19 protein-coding genes and 1 riboswitch are annotated in these 21148 nt (G+C 72.7%); of the genes, 7 read left to right on the top strand and 12 right to left on the bottom strand.

Annotation, left to right across the window (positions count from 1 at the left end):
• Window positions 1-118: 118 nt before the first annotated feature.
• Window positions 119-1096 (bottom strand): aldo/keto reductase, encoded by a 978-nt coding sequence (locus tag JOL79_RS08480; protein WP_210155114.1) that lies wholly within the window; start codon window positions 1094-1096, stop codon window positions 119-121.
• Window positions 1097-1215: 119 nt separating this feature from the next.
• On the opposite strand from JOL79_RS08480, the gene JOL79_RS08485 reads away from it, so the two are divergent.
• Window positions 1216-1695, top strand: coding sequence for a pyridoxamine 5'-phosphate oxidase family protein (locus JOL79_RS08485; RefSeq protein WP_210155115.1), 480 nt, complete (start codon window positions 1216-1218; stop codon window positions 1693-1695).
• 33 nt (window positions 1696-1728) lie between these two features.
• Here the strand turns inward: JOL79_RS08485 and JOL79_RS08490 are convergent, their stop codons facing one another.
• Window positions 1729-2508, bottom strand: a complete 780-nt coding sequence (locus JOL79_RS08490) for a MerR family transcriptional regulator (protein WP_210155116.1) — start codon at window positions 2506-2508, stop codon at window positions 1729-1731.
• A gap of 108 nt (window positions 2509-2616) precedes the next feature.
• On the opposite strand from JOL79_RS08490, the gene JOL79_RS08495 reads away from it, so the two are divergent.
• Window positions 2617-3573, top strand: a complete 957-nt coding sequence (locus JOL79_RS08495) for an ABC transporter ATP-binding protein (RefSeq protein WP_210155117.1) — start codon at window positions 2617-2619, stop codon at window positions 3571-3573.
• Complete coding sequence (locus JOL79_RS08500) at window positions 3570-4433, top strand: ABC transporter permease (protein WP_307848410.1); 864 nt, start codon at window positions 3570-3572, stop codon at window positions 4431-4433. The genes JOL79_RS08495 and JOL79_RS08500 overlap by 4 nt, the downstream gene beginning before the upstream one ends.
• Window positions 4434-4492: 59 nt before the next feature.
• On the opposite strand, the gene JOL79_RS08505 is transcribed toward JOL79_RS08500, so the two are convergent.
• Both JOL79_RS08505 and JOL79_RS08510 read right to left on the bottom strand, forming a co-directional pair.
• Complete coding sequence (locus JOL79_RS08505; protein ID WP_230984420.1) at window positions 4493-5245, bottom strand: SDR family NAD(P)-dependent oxidoreductase; 753 nt, start codon at window positions 5243-5245, stop codon at window positions 4493-4495.
• Between the two features lie 92 nt (window positions 5246-5337).
• Window positions 5338-5880 (bottom strand): MarR family winged helix-turn-helix transcriptional regulator, encoded by a 543-nt coding sequence (locus tag JOL79_RS08510; protein WP_307848411.1) that lies wholly within the window; start codon window positions 5878-5880, stop codon window positions 5338-5340.
• Between the two features lie 113 nt (window positions 5881-5993).
• Here JOL79_RS08510 and JOL79_RS08515 point away from each other — a divergent pair, with 113 nt between their 5' ends.
• Entirely contained in the window at window positions 5994-9236 is a 3243-nt protein-coding gene (locus tag JOL79_RS08515; protein WP_210155120.1) for an efflux RND transporter permease subunit, read from the top strand.
• A 63-nt stretch (window positions 9237-9299) separates the two neighbouring features.
• Here JOL79_RS08515 and bluB read toward each other — a convergent pair whose 3' ends face one another.
• Window positions 9300-9989, bottom strand: coding sequence for a 5,6-dimethylbenzimidazole synthase (bluB, locus tag JOL79_RS08520; RefSeq protein WP_210155121.1), 690 nt, complete (start codon window positions 9987-9989; stop codon window positions 9300-9302).
• A 36-nt stretch (window positions 9990-10025) separates the two neighbouring features.
• Window positions 10026-10224: riboswitch (cobalamin riboswitch) on the bottom strand.
• Window positions 10225-10347: 123 nt separating this feature from the next.
• Between bluB and JOL79_RS08525 the strand changes: the two genes are divergently transcribed.
• Window positions 10348-11028, top strand: coding sequence for an O-methyltransferase (locus tag JOL79_RS08525; protein WP_210155122.1), 681 nt, complete (start codon window positions 10348-10350; stop codon window positions 11026-11028).
• Window positions 11029-11066: 38 nt separating this feature from the next.
• Here JOL79_RS08525 and JOL79_RS08530 read toward each other — a convergent pair whose 3' ends face one another.
• Genes JOL79_RS08530 through JOL79_RS08540 form a run of 3 tightly spaced genes read right to left on the bottom strand, consistent with a single transcriptional unit; the run spans window position 11067 to window position 13739 of the window.
• Window positions 11067-11555 carry a hypothetical protein gene (locus tag JOL79_RS08530; protein WP_210155123.1) on the bottom strand — a complete coding sequence of 163 codons (489 nt, stop codon included), beginning with the start codon at window positions 11553-11555 and terminating at the stop codon, window positions 11067-11069.
• Window positions 11552-13057: an ATP-binding protein gene (locus tag JOL79_RS08535; protein ID WP_210155124.1), complete on the bottom strand. Its 1506-nt coding sequence runs from the start codon at window positions 13055-13057 to the stop codon at window positions 11552-11554. The genes JOL79_RS08530 and JOL79_RS08535 overlap by 4 nt, the downstream gene beginning before the upstream one ends.
• 7 nt (window positions 13058-13064) lie before the next feature.
• Window positions 13065-13739, bottom strand: coding sequence for a response regulator (locus tag JOL79_RS08540; protein WP_210155125.1), 675 nt, complete (start codon window positions 13737-13739; stop codon window positions 13065-13067).
• 189 nt (window positions 13740-13928) lie between these two features.
• On the opposite strand from JOL79_RS08540, the gene vanY-N reads away from it, so the two are divergent.
• Together vanY-N and JOL79_RS08550 are read left to right on the top strand one after the other, a co-directional pair.
• Window positions 13929-14501: a D,D-peptidase/D,D-carboxypeptidase VanY-N gene (vanY-N, locus tag JOL79_RS08545; RefSeq protein WP_210155126.1), complete on the top strand. Its 573-nt coding sequence runs from the start codon at window positions 13929-13931 to the stop codon at window positions 14499-14501.
• An 80-nt stretch (window positions 14502-14581) separates the two neighbouring features.
• Window positions 14582-16624: an ATP-binding protein gene (locus JOL79_RS08550; protein ID WP_210155127.1), complete on the top strand. Its 2043-nt coding sequence runs from the start codon at window positions 14582-14584 to the stop codon at window positions 16622-16624.
• 46 nt (window positions 16625-16670) lie between these two features.
• Here JOL79_RS08550 and JOL79_RS08555 read toward each other — a convergent pair whose 3' ends face one another.
• The 4 genes from JOL79_RS08555 to JOL79_RS08570 form a co-directional block, all read right to left on the bottom strand.
• Window positions 16671-17363: an aspartate/glutamate racemase family protein gene (locus JOL79_RS08555; protein WP_210155128.1), complete on the bottom strand. Its 693-nt coding sequence runs from the start codon at window positions 17361-17363 to the stop codon at window positions 16671-16673.
• A 110-nt stretch (window positions 17364-17473) separates the two neighbouring features.
• Entirely contained in the window at window positions 17474-18853 is a 1380-nt protein-coding gene (locus JOL79_RS08560; RefSeq protein ID WP_210155129.1) for a UDP-N-acetylmuramoyl-tripeptide--D-alanyl-D-alanine ligase, read from the bottom strand.
• Window positions 18850-19806, bottom strand: a complete 957-nt coding sequence (locus JOL79_RS08565) for a D-alanine--D-alanine ligase family protein (RefSeq protein ID WP_210155130.1) — start codon at window positions 19804-19806, stop codon at window positions 18850-18852. The genes JOL79_RS08560 and JOL79_RS08565 overlap by 4 nt, the downstream gene beginning before the upstream one ends.
• 178 nt (window positions 19807-19984) lie before the next feature.
• Window positions 19985-21145, bottom strand: a complete 1161-nt coding sequence (locus JOL79_RS08570; protein WP_210155131.1) for a cation:proton antiporter — start codon at window positions 21143-21145, stop codon at window positions 19985-19987.
• Window positions 21146-21148 lie beyond the last annotated feature (3 nt).

The raw sequence follows: 21148 nt of genomic DNA on the forward strand, positions 1-21148 counted from the left end.
ATCACTCCTTGCGGTGCGTGCCGGCCTCCCCGTCGGGGCCGCCCCCCTGTAGTCGGACCGGAACGCGCGCCCTCGACACGGACGGCGGAAAACCATGGAGAAATCCTGCCGGGCGATCTCAGAGGTTGACGCCCCGCATGCCGTCGGGGGCGTAGCGCTCCCCGGCGACCGCCTTGGCCAGCTCGTCCAGGACACCGAGGTGCTCGGGGCGGAGCTCCAGGTCGAGCGCCGCCACGTTCTCGTCGAGGCGGCTCGCCCGGCGCGTGCCGGGGATGGGCACGACGTCGTCACCCCGGCCGATCACCCAGGCCAGGGCGACCTGCGCGGGCGTCGAGCCGAGCGAGCGGGCGACGTCCTCCACCTCCGCGACCAGCGCCTGGTTCGCGGCGAAGTTGTCGCCCTGCCAGCGCGGATTGCCGCGGCGGAAGTCGTTGTCCGCGAACTCGTCCGTGCGGGAGTAGGCGCCGGTGAGGATGCCGCGTCCCAGCGGGGAGTAGGCGACCAGGCCGATGCCGAGCTCGCGGAGCGTCGGCAGCAGCTCGTCTTCGATGTCCCGGCTGAACAGGGAGTATTCGTACTGCCCGGCGCTGATCGGGTGCACGGCGTGGGCGCGCCGGACCGTGGCGGGCGCGGCCTCCGAGATGCCGAGGTGGCGGACCTTCCCCGCCTCGACCAGCTCCTTGAGCGCCCCCCAGGTCTCCTCGATGGGGACGGCGGGGTCGACGCGGTGCTGGTAGTAGAGATCGATGTGGTCGACGCCGAGGCGGCCGAGAGAGGCGTCGCAGGCCCGGCGGACGTATTCGGGCCGGCCGTTGACGCCCACCCGGGTGCCGTCCGGGCGCCGCTCGATGCCGAACTTCGTGGCGATGACCACCTCGTCGCGGCGGCCGGCCACGGCCTTGCCGACGAGCCGCTCGTTGGTGAACGGGCCGTAGAGGTCGGACGTGTCGAGGAACGTGACGCCGTGGTCGACGGCGTGGTGGATCGTGGCGATGGACTCGGTCTCGTCACCGGGGCCGTAGAACTCGCTCATCCCCATGCAGCCGAGGCCGATCGCGGAAGTGCGCAGGTCGCGGCCGAGTGTCCGGTGCTTCATGTGTCCCCCAGGGCGTTTGTCGTAGGGACCAGTGTGGAACCTGGAGCGCGCTCGAAGTCAAACCGGACGCCGAGGGCCCGCGCGGCGGAAATGTCGGTGGCGGGCGGCACGATGGCGGCATGGCTTCCTGGCAGGAGATTGAGAAGGAGATTCCCGAGCCGGCCGCGCGGGCACTGGCGATCATGGGGAGAAGCAGGCACAAGACCATGGCCACGCTGCGAGCGGACGGCTCTCCCCGGATCAGCGGGACGGAGGTCGAGTTCCGGGACGGCGAGGTGTGGATCGGATCCATGCTCGGCGCGGTGAAGGCGCTCGACCTGCGGCGCGACCCGAGGGTGGCGATCCACAGCGCGTCGGACGAGCCCGACGAGGCCAGTCCGGGGGCGTGGGGCGGCGACGTGAAGCTCGCGGGCCGGGCGGTCGAGGTGCTCGATCCCGCCGCACGACGGGCCCACGGGGGGCCGCCCGGGCAGGACTTCCACCTGTTCCGCATCGACGTCACCGAGGTGGTGCTGACGCGGGTCGACGAGGCGGGCGAACATCTGATCGTCGAGATGTGGCACGAGGGCTCCGGCTACCGCGTCGTCCACCGCAGGTGACGCCTCCGGCGCGGCCGGGTGCGGGCCCGTGGATCACCCGTCGGGCCCGCCCGGCGGCTCGGGTGCGCCCGGCGGCTCGGCCGCGCTTCGCGGTTCAAGGGCCGACAGGTAGCGGTCCAGGTGCCCGGCGCCGTCCAGCATGGCGCGGGACCTGCGGGTCAGCTCCTCCTGGCGCCGGGCGATGGCCGCCCGCAGGGCGTCGGCGCTCCCGGTGCGGCGCAGTCCGTCGAGGATGTCCTGGATCTGGGACATCGGGTGCCGGCCCTGCCGCAGCATGGTGATCATGCGGGCGTCCCGGACGTCGGCGGGGCCGTACAGGCGGTAACCCGTGCCCTGCTCCCGCCTGGGACGCAGGAGCCCCGCCGCCTCCCACACACGCAGCGCCGACGTGCGGACGCCGAGGCGGCCGGCGAGTTCGCCGATCCGCAGATCGGAACGCGGCGGCGCGTCGCCCGGCGGCTGCCCCGCGACCGCCTCCAGTGCCTCGCCCGCCGACCGTAGCGCGAGACGCTGCTCGTGCAGCGCCGCGTGGGCGGCGTCGACGAGGGCCAGGGCGCCGGAAACGTCCCCGGAGTGCACGGCCCGCATGACGGCTCTGGCCGCGCCCCAGCCGTACCCGCGCGCGAGCGCCCGATAGGTGATCAGCGCCTCGCGGTGGGAGTCGTCGAACCTCCGGTAGCCGGCCGGGGTGCGCGGAGCCGGCGGGAGGATGCCCTCGTCGGCGTAGTTGCGGATCTGCTGGGTGGACACCCCCGCCGTCCTGGCCAGGTCGACCGGGCGCAGCCGCTTCCGCCCGTCATCTCCCTTCGGCATCCGCCGCATCAACCCCCTACTTGAGACCTCGTGCCGCCGGTCTCCAAGGATAGGGCGTCACACCCGATGAAACTCTCAACTTCCAAGTTCAATGAGACGCTTGAAGGTATGGGAAGCGGTGCGAAGACGCGATCGCCCGGCGACGACGCCGAGGCGGTCATCGAGACGCGGGACCTGCGGATGCGGTACGGCTCCGCCGAGGTGCTGCGCGGACTGGACCTGCGGGTCCGCCGCGGTGAGGTGGTGGCCCTGCTCGGTCCCAACGGCGCAGGCAAGACGACCACGATCGAGATCCTCGAGGGCTTCCGGCGGCGCTCCGGAGGCGAGGCGCGGGTGCTTGGCGTCGATCCGGACGACGCGGGTGAGGCGTGGCGGGCCCGGCTGGGCATCGTGCTGCAGTCGTGGCGCGACCACGGCAGATGGCGGGTGCGGGAACTGCTCGCCCACCTGGGCGACTACTACGCCCCGTACGGCGCCCCCGGACGTCCCCGGCCGTACGACGTCGGCGAGCTGCTCGGGTGGGTCGGGCTGACCGGGCAGGCGGACGCGGTGATCGGGACCCTGTCGGGCGGTCAGCGGCGCAGGCTCGACGTGGCCGTCGGTCTCATCGGGCGGCCCGACCTGCTGTTCCTCGACGAGCCGACGGTCGGGTTCGACCCGCAGGCCCGGCAGGACTTCCACGAACTGGTCCACCGGCTGGCCGGCCTGGAGGACACCACGATCCTGCTGACCACCCACGACCTCGACGAGGCCGACCGCCTCGCCGACAGGATCGTCATCCTCGTCGCGGGCACGATCGTCGCCGACGGCACCGCGGCGGAGCTGTCGCGGCGGGTCTCCGGGACGGCCGAGGTCCGCTACCGGCTCGACGGGCAGGCGCACGTCACGTCCGTGGAGGACGCCACAGGTCACGTCCGCGGGCTGTTCGAACGGCACGCGGACGCGATCACCGACCTTGAGGTGCGGCGGGTGCGCCTCCAGGACGTCTACCTGGCGATGGTCCGCGAGTTCGAGTCCGGGCGGCGCACCGAGGCGCCCCGCCACCTGGCGGAGGTGACCGCGTGACCGGCGGCGTGAACCCGAGGGCCAAGGCGGCGCTCGCGGGCCTGCGGCGCGGCCGGATCGAGCTCCGGCAGAGCGTGACCAGCGCCCAGGACCTGTGGGGTGCGCTGTTCTTCCCGGCCGTCGCGCTGCTCGTGATGTATCTGCTCAGGGGCCGCACCGTGCCGGGCACCGCGTTCTCGCTCGGCTCCCAGGCGGTTCCCGGCATCCTGGCGCTGAACGTCGTGCTGAACGGCATGATGGCGCTCGCCATGACGCTGACCATGGACCGGGAGGACGGGACCCTGCTGCGGGCGAAGGCCACGCCGAACGGCGTGATCGGCTACCTGGTCGGGAAGATCACGGGCCGGGCCGGCATGGTGCTGGTCGGCCTGCTGGTGCCGCTCGTCCCGTCCCTGCTGCTGTTCGACGGGCTGCGGCCGGACCGGCTCGACACCTGGCTGATCCTCGCGTGGGTCCTCGCGCTCGGGCTCGCCGCGATCATGCCGTTCGGGGCGATCCTGGGATCGCTGGCCAGCAGCGCGCAGGGCCTCGGCGTCGTCACGGTGCCGATGATGGCGCTCATGGCGATCTCCGGGGCGTTCTACCCGGTCACGGCGTTCCCCGGCTGGGTGCAGGCGATCGCGCAGGCCTTCCCGCTGTACTGGATCGGCCTGGGGCTGCGGTCGGCGCTGCTGCCAGCCGGGCTGTCGGCCGCCGAGATCGGCGCGTCGTGGCGCCATCTGGAGACCGCCGCCGTGCTCGGTCTCTGGGCGGTCGCCGGTTTCGCGGCGGCCCCGGCCGTCCTCCGGCGGATGGCCAGGCGGGAGTCGGGATCGGCCGTGGCGGCCCGTCGTGCGAAGGCCATGCAGCGCCTCATGTGACGACCGATGCGACGCGTCGCGCGGGGATCGGCGGACGGCGGGTTCAGTGGACGGCGGGTTCAATGGACGCTGAACCCGCCGTCGACGCAAAGGGTCTGCCCGGTGACGTACGCGGAGGCGTCGGACGCGAGGAACACCGTGACTCCGGCGAAGTCGCCCGGCCGGCCGTTGCGCCCGATCATGGAGCGGGCGGCCATGGCCTCCACGCGTCCGGGGACGGCCTGGGCCGGCTCGGTGAGCGGGGTGAGCACGAAACCGGGGACGACGGCGTTGCTGGTCACGCCGGCGGCCGACCACGCCTCCGCCTGCGAGCGGGTCAGCCCGCAGATCCCGGCCTTGGACGCGCCGTAGACGCCGCTGTCGCCGAAGGCGCTGATCGCCTGCTGGGAGGCGACGTTGATGACGCGCCCCCAGCCCCGGGCGACCATCGCGCGGCCGAAGTGCTGCCCGAGGAGGAACGGCGCGGTGAGGTTGACGGCGATGGTCCGTTCGTAGTCGTCCGGGGTGAGCTCCGCCATCGGCCGCCTGATGTTGACGGCCGCGTCGTTGACGAGGATGTCGATCTCGCCGAAGAACGCGGCGGCCCGATCGCACACCCGGTCCACGTCGGCGCGCTCGCCGAGATCGGCGCTGACGGCGGCGGCCCGCACCCCGTGCGCCTCAAGAGCCTTGACGGCACGGTCGAGCTCCGGCCGGCGGCGGGCGACAAGGACCACGGCCGCGCCGGCCCGGCCCAGAGCCTCCGCCATGGCGTACCCGATCCCGGAGCTGCCGCCGGTCACCAGCGCGACGCGGTCCCGCAGCGAGAACATCCGCCCAACGTAGGACGACACATCATGGGATGACATACCGTCGCACGCTAGCAGCGGTGATCGTCTTCCACCCCGCGGGGGGGCGGCCCGGATCAGCGGGCGCGCTCCTCCTCGGCGTGCATGCGGTTCATCGCCTGCTCGATCTTCCCCATGACCTGCTCCATGGTCCTGAGGGTCTCGGTGTCGAGGTGCTCCAGAAGGCGTCGGTAGCGGGCGGTGCCGGCGTCGAGTATCTCCGCGGTGAGCCGCCGGCCGGCCTCGGTCAGCTCCACCCGGCGGACGCGGCGGTCGTGGGGGTCCTCCCGGCGGGTGACGAGACCGTGGGCCACGACGCGGTCGACGATGCCGGTCGCGGTGCCCAGCCCGACGCCGAGGTTGCGGGCGAGCTCCTGTCCCGAGGCCGAACCGCGGAACGACAGGAACATCACGACCTTTAACTGCTGCATGGTCAGGTTCGACGCGATCAGCGGAATCGAGCGGTCGCGGGCGAAGAACCGCCCGAGGCCCCGCTGCAGCTCCGACAGGCCCGCGATGAGCCTGGCCCGTTCCTCCTGCTCGTCCCGGTCGCCGGTCCGCCCGGAGACCGGCTCCGGACAACCGATGGCGGAACGGCGGTCCGCTCGACAGTCGTTCACGTTCACCTCTCGTCGAGTCGAGAGGTTACCAGTGGTTAAGGCCATAGCTAAATGTTCGCCTCATGCGAAGTGTTAAGGTAGGCCAAAACACTTCATCTATGTCAGGAGATCGGATGACCTTCCTGGCCCGGCTCAGCCTCGCCAATCGCACGCTCGTCATCATGGTTGTGCTCGTGCTCGGGGCATTCGGCGCCTTCGCGATTCCCTCGCTGAAACAACAGCTCTTCCCCTCGCTTGAGTTCCCGATGGCGTTCGCCGTGGCGAACTATCCCGGGGCCGCGCCCGACATCGTGGAAGAGCAGGTCACCAAGCCGATCGAGAGCGCATTCAACGGTCTTCCCGGCGTCACGGACATCACGTCCACCTCGAAGGAGGGCGTGTCGCAGGTCCAGGTCGCCTATGAATACGGCACCGACGTCGACGACGTGATCAGCAAGATGCAGCAGGCCGTGAGCCGGATCAAGGGTCAGCTACCGGCCGGCGTCGACCCCGACATCGTATCGGGCGGCACCGACGACATCCCCGTGATGGCGATCGCGGTCGGCGACGGCGGCGACCCGCACGGCATGTACGAGAAGCTTGAGCGCGTCATGGTGCCGGAGCTGCAGGCCGTGACCGGGGTGCGGGACGTGACGGTCAGCGGCGCCAGGGAGAAGCAGGTCGTCATCGACGTCGATCAGGACGAACTGCGCAAGCACGGGCTGTCGGCCGCCGCGATCCCCGATCTCCTGCGGTCGAACGGCATGACGATCCCCGCCGGCACGCTGACCGAGGACGGCCACACGCTGACCGTGCAGACCGGCGACCAGATCCGCACCGTGCGCGACCTGGAGAACCTCTACCTCGCGCCGCCCGCGGCCGCCGCCGGGCTCGCCGGGTCCGCTGCGGGCCGCGCCCCCGCAGGGGCGGCGTTCGGCCAGGCGGGTGGTCAGGCGGCAGGGCGAGCGGCCCCGCCGCGGCAGGCGCCGAAGGCGCCGAAGCCCGTCAAGCTCGGCGATGTGGCGGACATCACGATCAAGGACGCCCCCGCCACCACGCTCACCCGCACCAACGGCGCCCCCAGCCTCGGCGTGGCCGTCAGCATGACGTCGGACGGCAACGCCGTCCAGATCTCCCACGACGTGCGCGCGAAGCTGCCGGAGCTGGGCCGTTCCCTCGGCGCCGGCGCCGCCCTCACCGTGGTGTTCGACCAGGCCCCCTACGTCGAACGGTCGATCGAGGACCTCACCACCGAAGGCCTGCTCGGCCTGGCCTTCGCGGTGCTCGTCATCCTGGTCTTCCTGCTGTCGGTGCGCTCGACCCTGGTCACCGCGGTGTCGATCCCGGTCTCGGTGGTCATCGCGCTGATCGCGCTGTGGCTGGGCGACTACTCGCTCAACCTGCTGACGCTGGGCGCGCTCACCATCGCCGTCGGCCGCGTGGTCGACGATTCGATCGTGGTGCTGGAGAACATCAAACGCCACCTCGAGTACGGCGAGGAGAAACACCGGGCCATCCTCGCCGCCGTCCGGGAGGTCTCGGGCGCCGTCACCGCCTCGACGCTGACCACGGTCGCGGTGTTCCTGCCCATCGCGTTCGTCGGCGGCCTGGTCGGCCAGCTGTTCGGCCCGTTCTCCATCGCGGTGACCGTGGCCCTGCTCGCCTCGCTGGTCGTCGCGCTCACCGTGATCCCCGTCCTCGCGTACTGGTTCCTCAAGGCGCCGGCGCTGTCCGGAGAAGAGGCGCGGGCCGCACGGGAGGAGGCCGAACGCCGCGAGCTGCGCAGCCCGCTGCAACGGGCCTACCTGCCGGTGCTGCGGTTCGCCACCCGGCGGCGGCTGGTCACGCTGCTCATCGGCCTGCTCGTGTTCGCCGGCACGATGGCGCTCGCTCCCCGGCTGAAGACCAACTTCATCGACAACTCCGGCAACGACACCACCCAGATCAGCCAGCGGATGCCCGCGGGCACCGAACTGACGGCCACCGACGCGGCGGCCAAGAAGGTGGAGCAGGTCCTGCGGGACACGCCGGGCGTCGCGTCGTACCAGGTGACGATCGGCGGCGGAAACCAGCTGTTCGCGAGGGCGGGCGCGGCCTCCGACCGCGCGTCGTACTCCGTCAGCCTGAAGGAGGGCGTGGACACCGCCGCGCTGGAGGACAGCCTGCGCGACCGGCTCAAGACGCTCGGCGGGATCGGCGACGTCACGGTCGGCGCCAACGGCGGCGGGTTCAACTCCAACCAGGTCCAGGTGATCCTGCAGGGCGCCGACAGCCAGGCCCTGTCGACGGCCTCGGCCGCGGTGCGCGAGGCGATGTCCGGCGTCGCCGGGCTGCGCGACGTGACCTCCAACCTGGAGGACAGCGCGCCGCGCGTCGAGGTGCACGTGGACCGGGAGAAGGCGGCCGCCAAGGGCCTCACCGAGACGGCCGTCGGCCAGGCGGTCGCGCAGGCGTTCCGCGGCGCCGCGATCGGATCGATGGACGTCGACGGCCGTTCGAGCGACATCGTGCTGCGCCAGGGCGACGTGCCCGCCGACCTCACCGAGGTTCGCGACCTGGAGCTGCCGTCGGCCACCGGCACGGTGAAGCTGCGCGACGTCGCCGACGTGGTCAAGGCGGACGGGCCCATCCAGATCACCCGGCAGGACGGCGCCCGCACGGCGACGGTCTCCGGCGCCGCCGACGCCTCCAACCTCGGCGCGATCACCACCAAGGTGACCGATGCGCTGAACGCCCTCACCCTGCCGGCGGGCGTGACCTGGGAGCTGGGCGGCGCGAGCTCCGACCAGCAGGACGCGTTCGCCGATCTCGGCCTGGCCATGCTGCTCGCCATCGCCATCGTCTTCATGATCATGGTGGCGACGTTCCGCAGCCTGGTGCAGCCGCTGATCCTGCTGGTGTCGATCCCGTTCGCGGCGACCGGGGCCATCGGGCTGCTGCTGGCCACCGACACGGCGCTCGGCGTGCCGGCCCTGATCGGCATGCTCATGCTGATCGGCATCGTGGTCACCAACGCGATCGTGCTGATCGACCTGATCAACCAGTACCGCGCGCAGGGGCTGGGCATCGTCGAGGCCGTCCTGGAGGGCGGCCGGCGCCGGCTGCGGCCGATCCTGATGACCGCGATCGCGACCATCTGCGCGCTCACCCCGATGGCGCTGGGCGTGACCGGGTCGGGCGGCTTCATCTCCCAGCCGCTGGCGATCGTAGTGATCGGCGGCCTGATCTCCTCCACCCTGCTGACGCTGGTGCTGGTCCCGACGCTCTACACGATGGTGGAGCGGCTCAAGGAGCGCATGCGCCGCGCGCCGAAGCCGCCGGAGCGGGAGGCCGAGGTCACGGTCTACGGCGAGGAGGCCCTCACCCGGAGCACGTGATCACTCCTGCCGTTCCGGCCGCCCCGGTGACCTCGTCGTCGCCGGGGCGGCCGTCTTCACGGGCTACCCGCGCGGACCGTCGCCAGTCCGGTCTTCAATCTCGTGTTCAATCTGGTGGCCGGTCGGGTGATCGGGCCAGCGGTCGTGATGGACGGCGGCGCTGAGCGGCCGGCGCCGCCGCCAGCCGTGTCGTTCCAGGTCAGGCGTGGAATGGAGGTGGGTGACCGGCCCGAGGCACAGCCAGGCGACGGGCCGGACGGGGGCCGGGATGCCCAGCAGCTCCCGCAGCGCCTCCTCCCGGTAGAACGACACCCAGCCCACGCCGAGCCCCTCGGCGGTGGCGGCCAGCCACAGGTTCTGGACGGCCAGGCAGACGGAGTAGAGCCCGGTGTCGGCGATGGCGTGGCGTCCCAGGACCTGTGGGCCGCCCCTGGCGGGGTCGTACGTCACCACGACCGACAGGGTCGACTCCAGCACTCCGTCGATCTTGATTTGGGCGAAGCGCCGGGCGGCCTCGCCGTCCAGGGTGGCGGCGAAGACGTCCCGCTCGTACCGTACGTGCCGGTGGAACGCCTCCCTGGTCGCGAGGTCGCGCACGACGACGAAGTCCCAGGGCTGTGACAGGCCGACGCTGGGCGCGGCGTGGGCCGCCGCGAGGATCCGGTGTAAGGCGTCCTCGGGCACCGGCGCGCCGGTGAACTGGCCGCGCACGTCCCTGCGGCGGTGGATGACATCGTAGAGCTGGCTGTCCATGGGCAGGCTCCCGCTGCGACGGGCCCCGGACGGACGCCGGGGCGACGACGCGAGGCCGGTCTTCGGACTCCCAGATCTCCGCCTCACCGCCCGCCTTCCCAGCCGTAGGGCCAGTGGCTGCGCGTCGTGCGCGTGGGCGGCGGCTCCCTGGTCACCGCGGCGGGCCCGTGCCGGATTCGCACCGGCTTCCCGATTCTCCTCGCTCGCGCGAGGCACCTCGCAACAGTTGTGCCGCCGCCGAGCCTATCGGCCCGCGGGCGCTCCGCGCCTCCGCCTCCGCGCCTCCGCGGCCGATGGCGTAGAACTGATGGCCGTGGGAAACGTGTCATGCCGGCACGAACGGCGTGACGTCGATCCGATGGAGAGGGGCGCGGTGGTGTACGAGTCGTCGGAGCGGTGGCGGGCGGTCGATGAATACCTCACGACCACCCTGATCGGCGAGGACGCCGGTCTCGTGCGGGCCCGCAGGGAGTGCCGCCTCGCCGGGCTGCCCGACCACGAGGTGGCGCCCAACCAGGGAGCGCTGCTGTCGCTGCTGGCCCGCATGCGGGGCGCCCGGCGGGTCCTCGAGATCGGTACGCTCGGCGGCTACTCGACGATCTGGCTGGCCCGCGCCGCCCAACACGTGACGACCCTGGAGATCGACCCGGAGTACGCGCGGCTCGCGCTGCTCAACCTCGAACGCGCCGGCGTCGCCGACCGCGTGGACGTCCTCGTCGGACCGGCGGCCGACAGCCTCGCCGGCCTGGTCGCCGCCGGGGCGGAGCCGTACGACCTGGTGTTCATCGACGCCGACAAGCCGAACAACCCCCGTTATCTGGAGGCGTCGCTGCTCCTGACCCGGCCGGGCAGTTTGATCGTCGCCGACAACATCGTGCGGGACGGCGCGGTGGTCGATCCGGCCAGCGCGGACGAACGGGTCCAGGGCGTGCGCCGGTTCCTCGAACTGCTCGGCTCCGACCCTCGTCTGGACGTCACGGCCCTGCAAACGGTGGGTGCCAAGGGCTGGGACGGTTTCGCCGTCGCACTGGTGCGATGACCCGGCCGTGCGGTCGGGCGAGGGCGACGGCGCCCGGTTCATCGCGGCGTCGTGGGGACGCACGTGCTCCGGGCCGGGCTCCGCTCCTCCGCGCCGACGACGGTCACCCGGACGGGGCTGTCCGGCATCGTGGCGGCGGTCGTGCACGCGATCTGCTCGACGGCCAGCGTGGACAGTTCTCCGGCCGGAGTGGACGGGGTCACCGCCAGGCGGCCCGGCGCGGCGGTCACCGAGAACGGTCCGGCGCCGGGCGGGACGTCGCTGGTGAGTCCGTGTGCCCGTTCCGTCGTGGTGGGCCCGGCTGCCAGCAGCGCGAGCGTGTCCGCCAGGAACAGCGGACCACTTCGCCGCGTCACCGCGCTGAGCCGGCCGTTCTTCACCAGGTAGAGGGTGATCGTCGTGGGTGGTGCGACGGGTCCGCTCGGCGGGGCGCCGGCGGAGATGGCGTCGCTGGGCCGCACCCCGCAGCCGGCCGCGGCGACGAGCGACACGAGGCCCGCGGCGAGCATGGCGAGCCGGGTCCTCACTCCGGGCCTCCGTCCGGATCGGATGCCCGGCGTGGCAGGCGCAGCGTGAAGACGGCGCCGCCGCCGGGGGCGTTGGCGACGGTGAGGTCGCCTCGGTGCAGGCGCGCGTTCTCCCGCGCGATGGCGAGGCCCAGGCCGCTGCCCTCGGACCTGGCCCTGGCCGCGCTGGCCTTGTAGAACCGGTCGAAGACGTGCGGCAGCACCGCTTCGTCCAGGCCCGGCCCGTGGTCGCGGACCTCGACGGCGATCCAGTCCGGATCGGCGCCGAGCCGTACCGACACCGGTGGCTCGCCGTGCCGCAGGGCGTTGCCGACCAGGTTCGCCAGGATGACGTCCACCCGGCGCGGGTCCAGCCGCGCCGTCACCTCGGGGGGAAGCTCGGTGTGCACCTGCTCCGTCCAGCCCCGCGCGCGCAGGGTCGCGCGCACCAGCTCGGCCACGTCGACCTCGTTCAGCGCGAGGGCCGCGACGCCGGAGTCGAACCTGCTGATCTCGATGAGGTCGTTCACCAGCCCGGTGAGGTTGAGCGTCTCCTGGCTGACCAGCCGGGCGGCCCTGCCGGCGGGCTCGGGCAGCCGGGCCGCCTCCTCGTCGAGGACGTCGGCGACCGCGGCGAGCGCGGCCAGCGGGGTGCGCAGCTCGTGGGACACGTCGGCGACGAACCGGCGGGAGTCGGCCTCCATCTCGCGTAGCTGCGTGACGTGCCGTTCAAGCTGCGCGGCGGTGTTGTTGAACGTGTGCGCCACGTCGGCCAGCTCGTCGGAGCCGCGGACCGCGATCCTGGTCCGCAGCTCACCCTCGCCGAGCAGCCGTGCCGCCCGGCCGAGCTCGCGTACCGGGCGCAGCACGCCACGGGTGGCCAGCAACGCGAGGGCGACCGCGAACGCCAGGGCCGCCCCTCCGGTGAGCCAGGCGGATGCGGCGAGCTGGGCGATGCTGTGCTGCTCGGGAGCAAGGCTGCGCGCGGTGTAGACCTCGATGCCCGAAAGCCGCGTCGTCCCGTCCCTCTCGGCGATCACCAACGGCGCGCCGATGATCAGGATGGGCCAGCCCTGCCACAGCACGCGTTGCCAGGCGATGACGCCGCCGGCCACCTCCCTCCGCAGGCCCTTCGGAATCACCGCGGGATCGAGGTCCAGCGCGTTCCCGCCCGGTCTCCGCTGCTCGGGCGGCTGCCCTGGCTGCTCTCCCGGAGGCGGCCCCGGCACCCTGACCGGCGAACGCATGTCGTGGTAGACGGCGACCACGGCGCCGTTGCCGTCGGCCATGCCGGCGGCGATCTCGCCCAGCTCGGCCGGCCCCGGCGTCGCGCTCCGCAACGGGAAGAGAGCCTCCAGACGGGTTCTCATCTGCTGCACCGCGGCGTCCTGGGCCCGCTGCAGGATGTCGACGCGGGCCTGGACGTACATCCCGCCGGACACCACCGCCGCGGTGACCACACACAGCAGCGCGAAGGCGAACAGCAGCCGGGCACGCAGCCCCAGGCTCGGCCGAGGTGTCACCGGCGGCTCACACCGGACCGAACCGGTACCCGAAGCCACGCACCGTCTGCACGTAGACGGGCGCCGCCGAGTCGTCCTCGATCTTCGCGCGCAACCGCTGCACGCACGCGTCCACGAGACGCGAGTCGCCGAAGTACCCGTGCTCCCACACCGACTCCAGCAGCTGCTGGCGGCTGTGCACCCGGCCCGGCGTGGCGGAGAGCTCGAGCAGCAGACGCAGCTCGGTCGGGGCGAGGCTGACCGGCACGCCGCCCTTGGCGACCACCAGCCCGGCCCGATCGATGGTCAGCTCCGCGTGCCGCTCCAGCTCCGCCTGGTCCCGGCCGATCCGCCGGAGCACCGCGCGGATGCGCGCCTCGAGCACCCTGGGCTGCACCGGCTTGACCACGTAGTCGTCGGCGCCCGCCTCCAGCCCGGCCACCACGTCCATGTCGTCACCGCGCGCGGTCAGCATGATGATCGGCACGTCACCGGCGGCCCGGATGCGGCGGCAGACCTCGAACCCGTCCATGCCGGGCAACATCAGATCGAGCACGACGACGTCGGGAAGATCCGCACGCAGCCGGTCCAGCCCCTGCTCGCCGGACTCCACCGCGCGCACCCGGTGCCCGTGCCGGGTCAGGGCCAGCTCAAGGCCCTCCCGCACGGCCGCGTCATCCTCGATCAACAACACACGTGACACGCCGCCGAGTATCACCGCACGCTCCGTAACTTGCCGGCCGGTCAACCCGTCCACTGTCCGCCGGCCGTGTCCCCGCCCCGTCGTCGCCGTGTCATCGTTGTGTCACGGTCGCGGCGCCGATGGCCGCCGTCGACAGACCATGACATTCGGCGGACAACGCGCGCACATCCGGCGTCAATCGTAGTCGCCATGAACGAGCTGCGCACCATCCCACTTCGGCCCCGGGACCGGCTGTTCGCCCTGGTCACGCTGGTGATCGCCGTGATCATGCTGCCCGTGGCGTTCGTCCGGCAGCCCGGCCGCGCCCGCGAACTCGCCTGCGAATGGGCGTTGCGGAGGCGCTTCCCCGCCGAGGACCTCACCGGGCTCACCGACGGCGCCAGGGCGGCGTTCACCGCGGCGCGCACCGAGGCGCTCTGGCGTCACGGCCAGCTCATCGGCCTCACGTCGGGATACCGCGATCCCCTCGTCCAGCAACGGATGTTTGACGAGGAGACACGCCGCTCCGGCTCCCCGGCCTCGGCACGGATGCTCGTGTTGCCACCGGAGGAATCCCCCCACGTCAAGGGCATCGCGCTGGACGTGCGCCCGCACGAGGGCGCGCGCTGGCTTGAGGAACACGGCGCCCGCTACGACCTCTACCGCATCTACGACAACGAGTGGTGGCACTTCGAGCACCGTCCGGAGTGCGGGGGCACGCCACCACGACGACGACCCCACCCCGGCGTGGGTTTCCTGATCGACAACGGAGGCCAGAGGTAGCCCGGGTCCGGCTCCACGGACAGCGGTGTCGACCAGACCTTCGGAGAGGGGTCAGAGGTATGTCGTCGGTGAGTGCCGACATGTCAGGAACACTGGGAGGGCGTCTGCGGGCGGCGCGCGCGACGGCGTTCGTGGGGCGGGGGGAAGAGCTCGCAGTGTTCAACGCGGCGTTGAACGGCGGCGGCTGCGGCGTTCTGTACGTGCATGGTCCCGGCGGCATCGGGAAGTCGGCCCTGTTGCGGCGGTTCGCTCACGAGGCCGCCGTGGCGGGGCGGCCGGTGTCCACGGTGGACGGGCGCATGCTTGAGCCGTCGGCGGCGGCGTTCGAGGCTGAGGCCGGGCCGGTGCTTCGCGATCCGGACGCGGTGCTGCTGGTCGACGCCTTCGAACGAATCCAGGGCTTGGAGGGATGGCTGCGCGAGCGGTTCCTGCCGCGGATGCCCCTGGGGGCGCTGACGGTGATCGCGGGGCGGTGCCCGCCGGATCTGCGGTGGCGGGCCGATCCGGGATGGGCGGCGGCGCTGGAGGTGCTGCCGCTGGGAGACCTGCGGGCCGAGGACGCGCAGGCCCTGCTGGACTCCTGCGGCGTGCCGGCCGAGTCGCGCGAGCCGCTGCCGGCCTTCGCCGGCGGCCACCCGCTGGCGCTGCTGCTGGGGGCGGCCGTGGCGGTGAAGGACGGCGGGGCCGGCCGGCGGTGGACGCCTGATCAGGACGTGGTCGCCACATTGCTGGATCAGCTGGTGGGCGAGCCGCCTTCGGCGGCGCATCGGCACGCCCTGGACATCTGCGCGCATGCGCACACGACGACGGAGGGCCTGCTGCGTGCGGCCCTGCCGGAGGACGCCGGGCCGTTGTTCCGGTGGTTGCGGCGGTTGCCGTTCGTGGAGTCGAGCAGCCTCGGGCTGCACCCGCACGACCTGGTGCGGAAGGTGCTGGAGGCGGACCTGCGATGGCGGGATCCCGACGGATACGCGGTGATGCACGACCGCGTCCATACGCATCTGGCGGAGCGGGTGCGCACGGCGAGCGACGCGGACGTGCCCGGCGCGGTGGCGGCACTGCTCTACCTGAATCGCGGCGACGGGGCGCCGGCCGACTTCCCCGGCCGCCCCGACGAGGGCGAGTTCCAGGAGGAGGCGGCGCGGCAGGAGGACCTGGGCACGTTGCTCCGGGTGGCGACGGCGGCAGGGGGCGCGGCGTCCGCCGCCTGCGCCGCCTTCTGGGCGCGGCGGCTGCCGGAGGCGTTCCGGCTGTACCGGCGGACCGAGACGGGTGAGCCCGTGGCGTTCTCCGCGTGGTTGCGGCCGGCGGAGCCGGACGAGCAGGAGCTGGCGGCGGATCCCGTCGTGGCCGCGGCGTGGGCGCACGCGCGGGCCACCACGCCGTTGCGATCCGGTGAGCATCTGGCGGTCGGCCGCCTCTGGACACTGCCGACCTACCAGGGGGACTCGCAGGTGACGGCGTTGATCCGGTGGCGGCTGATCGGCGACTGCCTGCGGGCCGAGCGGATGGCGTGGTCATATATCGCGATCCAGGGTCCGGGCCACACATGGGTGGCGCCTCTACGGCGTTACGGGATGCGTGACCTCGCCGAGCGGCCGAGGCTGGGGGACGAGCCGTACACCCTGTTCGCCCACGACTGGCGCGCGGTGCCGGCGCAGGCGTGGCTGGCGCGGATGAACCGGCGGCTCGCCCAGGGCCCCGGCGACGGCCCGCGCGCCGCGACGGCGGAGCTGGCGGTGCCGTCCGAGGCGGAGTTCGCCGAGGCGGTGCGTAAGGCGTTGCGACTGCTGCCGCGGCCCGGCGCGCTGGCCGCCTCCCCGCTGACGCGCACCCGGCTGGTCGCCGAACGCGCCGGCCAGGATCCGGCCACGGCGCTGGGCGACCTGCTCCGCCGGGCGATCGACGCCCTGCGTGAGGATCCCCGGGCGGTCAAGTTCCACCGGGCGCTGTCGGTCACGTTCCTGAGCGGCACGCCGACCCAGGAGCTGGCCGCGGAACGGCTCGGCCTGCCCTTCACCACCTACCGCCGCCACCTGACGGCCGGCGTCGAACGCGTCTGCGCCGACCTGTGGCACCGGGAGCTGTACGGCACCGGCGCCCCGGCGTCCCGGTCCGCCTGAGCCCCCGGCGCGGAACGCGGCCGGGGGCTCAGGTCGGCGGACTGGGTCAGCCGGCCAGCGCGAACGCGGCCGCGGCCTCCGCGTGCAGCCGCGCGCTCGGCAGCACCGGGATGGCGGTGTCCTTGTCGCCGACCAGGAGCTCGATCTCGGTGCAGCCGAGGACGACGCCCTCGGCGCCGTCGTCCGCGAGCCCGGCGATGATGTCGGTGTACGCGTCCCTGGACGACTCCCGGAGCACCCCGCGCACCAGTTCGTCGAAGATCACGCGATGGACGAGCTCCCGTTGCTCGCGGCGCGGGACGATCACGTCGAAGCCGTGGGCGGCCAGCCGATCCCGGTAGAAGGGCTCCTCCATGGTGAAGCGCGTGCCCAGCAGGCCGACCTTGCGCATTCCCCTGGCGCGGACCTCGGCGCCCACGGCGTCGGCGATGTGCAGCACGGGCACGCTCGTGGCCCGCGCCACGTCGTCGCTCACCCGGCTGAAGGTGTTGCTGCAGACGAGCAGGACGTCGGCGCCGGCGTCCTGCAGCCTCCGGCCCGCGCCGGTCAGCAGCACGGCCACCTCGTCCCAGCGGCCGGCGAAGATGAGGTCCTCGACGGTCGTGTAGTCGACCGACCAGATGAGGCTGTCGGCCGAATGGCTGCCGCCGAGCCGCTCGCGTACCCGCCGGTTGACGATCTGGTAGTAGATCACCGTCGATTCCCAGCTCAGCCCGCCGATGAGACCGATAGTGCGCATGGAATTCCGTTTCCTCAGTTGTGACGGCAGGCCGGCCGGACCGCCTGCTCATTCAGGAGCGGTCGTGGATCTCGCGTCGGATGCGCGGTCCTCGCGCGGTGCGACGGCGGTCAGGCGCCGGCCAGCGCGCGGGCGCAGGCGCCGAGACCGATCTCGCTGGAGGCCTTGACGAACACCACGTCTCCCGGCTCGAGCAGCGCGGTGGCCAGCGTGAGGGCCCCGGCCACATCGTCGGCGGTGTGGACGGCCACGCCCGCGTTCGCGGCCCGCGCCGCCTCCGCCATCGCGAGCGGATCCCCCGGTCCGACCGCGATCAGCACGTCGAAGCGGAGGCCGGCGACGAGCCGGCCGATCTCCGCGTGCCGGGCGCGGGAGGCGGCCGCCTGCTGCCCCATCGCGCCGAGCACGGCGACGGTACGGCGGGCCCCGGCCAGGGCCCGCACCGCCCGCAGCCCGGCACGCATGGACTCCGGGCTGGCGTTGTAGGCGTCGTCGACGACGGTGACGCCGTCAGGTCGTTCGACGATCTCCATCCGGCCGGCGGAGCGTCGCCGTGCGGCGTTCAGCCCATCGGCGATCTCGGTGACGCCCAGGCCGAGCGCGGTGGCGACGGCGGCGGCCCCCAGGGCGTTGGTCACCTGGTGCTCGCCTATGAGGTCGAGCCGGACCGGGGCGCGGCCGGACGGCGTCACCAGCTCGAACGCGGCACGCGCCCGGTCGTCGAGCCGGACATCCTCGGCTCGCACCCGCGCCTCCGCCGACCGGCCGTACAACAGGATCTGGGCCCTGGTGCGGCCGGCCATGCCCATGACGTACGGATCATCGGCGTTGAGCAGCGCGAACCCGTCCGCCGGGAGGGCCTCGACCAGCTCGCCTTTGGCCTCGGCCACGTCGGCCGGCCCGGCTCCCATGCGCTCCACGTGCGCGGTGCCGACATTGAGCACCAGCCCGGCCCGGGGCGGCGCGATGCCGGTCAGGTAGGTCAGGTCGCCCTTGCGGCCCGCCCCCATCTCCAGCACGAGGTAACGGGTGGCGGCATCGGCGCGCAGCACGGTGAGCGGCAGCCCGAGCTCGTTGTTGAACGACCTGTCGGTGGCGACCGTCGCGGCGTGCCGTTCGAGTACCTGGGCCAGCAGGTCCTTGGTCGTGGTCTTGCCCACGGAGCCGGTCAGCCCGATCACGGCCGGGCTGATCTGCCCGAGCAGGTGCCTGGCCAGCAGGCCGATCGCGAGCTGGACGTCCTCGACCACGAGGGCGGGCACGCCGACGGGCCGTGCGGCCAGCACGGCGACGGCACCCGACTCGATGGCGCCGGCCGCGTAGTCGTGACCGTCGGCGCGGGCGCCGGCCGTCGCGGCGAACAGGCCGCCGGGCACCACCTCGCGGGAGTCGACCGCCGCGGGGGCCGTCACCGGCGCCTGCGGGTCGCGCACGTCACACAGGCGCCCGCCGACGACCCGCGCGATCGTGTTCAGCGTCATGGGGATCACGAGCCGCTCCTGGCGAACGCGAGGTCGATGAGGCGGCGCAGCAGGTCCGGGTACGGGACACCGCTCGCGGCCCACGCCCTGGCGTAGACGGAACGGGCGGTGAAACCGGGCATGGCGTTGATCTCCAGCACGTACAGGCGTCCCGTGTCCTCCTCGTAGAGGAAGTCGACGCGGGACAGGCCGTAGCCGCCGATCGCCCGGTAGGCGCGCAGGGCCAGCTCGCGCACATCCTCGGCCACCCGTTCCGGCAGCACGGCGGGGATGGCGGCGATCTCGGCCGGGCTGAGGTACTTGGCCTCGTAGTCGAGCCAGTCGCCGGGCACGATGAGCTCGCCGGGCACCGAGGCGTCCGGCGTGTCGTAGCCGCCGAGCACGCCGCAGACGAGCTCGCGCGCGGCCACGCCCTGCTCGACGACGACCACCCGGTCATAGGACAGCGCCAGCTCCACGCCCGCGCGCAGTTCCTCCATGGAGGTGACACGCGAGATGCCGATGGAGGAGCCCATGCTGGCCGGTTTGACGTACATCGGCCAGTCGAGCGACTTCACCAGACCCCAGTGGTCGGTGGTGGTGCGCCATTCGTGCTCGGTGAACCACACATGCGGGGTGAGGGGAATGTCCTCCGCCAGAAACGCGCGCCGCATCGCGACCTTGTCCATGGCCACGGCGGAGGCCGTGACGCCGCAGCCCACGTAGGGGATGCCCAGCGTCTCCAGGTGGCCCTGGACGACGCCGTCCTCGCCGAACGGCCCGTGCAGCGCGGGGAAGACCACGTCCGCCAGATCACGTCGCAGCTCCACCGGCCACCTGCCCTGCCGGTCGATGATGACGGCGACGGGTTCGTACAGGTCCCTCGGCAGAGCGTCGAGCACGGCCTGCGCCGACTGCAGCGACACCTCGTGCTCGGCGGACGGCCCGCCCGCCAGCACGGCCACGCGTACGCGTTCGGTCACGATCGATCAGCCTTCCTCAGCGGTACGGAGACAGCCCCGGCGGCGGCGCGGTGTCCGCCGTCGCAGGAGCAGCCCGCAGAGTTTCGGCTCTTCGCCTGACCGCTTCCCAGGCCATTCCGAGGCCATTCGCTGTCCGGTCGCTGTCCGGTCGCTGTCCGGAGGCGCACGCGGGGTGGTGTCAGGCGCGGGTGGCGATGGCGGTGACCAGCGGCTGGACCAGGCGGGCGGCCAGCGGCCCGAACGCGGCCAGGATCAGCACGTACGCCGCCGCCATGGGGCCGAGATCGGGGTGGGCCCCGGCGGCGACCGCCAGCCCGGCGATCACGATGTTGAACTCGCCGCGGGGGATCAGCGCGATGCCCGCGCGGGCCTGCCCGGCCTTGGCGATGCCCGCCCTGCGGGCGGCGAAGGCCCCGGTGAGCAGCTTGGTGATCATGCTCACCAGGGCGAGCAGCGCGGCCAGCCCCGCCACCGGGCCGATCTTGGTGGGGTCGGTCTGCAGACCGAAGAACACGAAGAACACCGCGGCGAACAGGTCGCGCAGCGGGCTCAGCAGGGCCTGGGCCTCCTCGGCCAGCTCACCCGACAGGGCGATGCCGACCAGGAACGCGCCGACCGCGGCCGACACCTGCAGTTTCTGGGCGAGGCCGGCCACCAGGAGGGTCAGCCCGAGCACCTTCAGCAGCAGGACCTCGTTGTTGGGGCTGGCCACGAACGCCTCGATGAACCGTCCGTACCGCAGCGCGATCAGCAGCACCACCGTGACCGTGGCCAGCGCGACGGCCACCGACACCGCCCCGCCCAGCAGGCTCAGCCCGGCCAGCATGGCGGTCAGCAGCGGAAGGTACAGCGCCATCGTCAGGTCCTCGAACACCAGCAGCGACAGCACCACCGGGGTCTCCCGGTTGCCGATCCACCCCAGGTCCGACAGCACCTTGGCGGTGATGCCCGAGGAGGTGGCGTAGGTGACTCCGGCCATCGCCACCGCCGCCACGGGGCCCCAGCCCAGGAGGATGGCGCAGACCGCGCCGGGGGCGGCGTTCAGTATCAGATCGACGACGCCGGCCCGGGCGTTGCCCTTCAGGCTGGCGACCAGTTCGTCGGCGTTGTACTCCAGCCCGAGGGTGAGCAGCAGCAGGATGACGCCGAGCTCGGCCCCGGTGCGGGTGAACTCCTCGCTGGTGGCCAGCGGCAGGATGCCGCCGGTGCCGAACGCGAGCCCGGCCAGCAGGTAGAGCGGGATGGGAGAGATGCCGGCCCGCATGGCGAGCGCACCCAGCACGCCCAGCCCGAGGACGACGGCACCGAACTCCACCAGAAGGATCGCGGTGTCGTGCACTCC

The organism is Microbispora oryzae (genome assembly GCF_017896165.1).
GTDB lineage: Bacteria > Actinomycetota > Actinomycetes > Streptosporangiales > Streptosporangiaceae > Microbispora > Microbispora oryzae.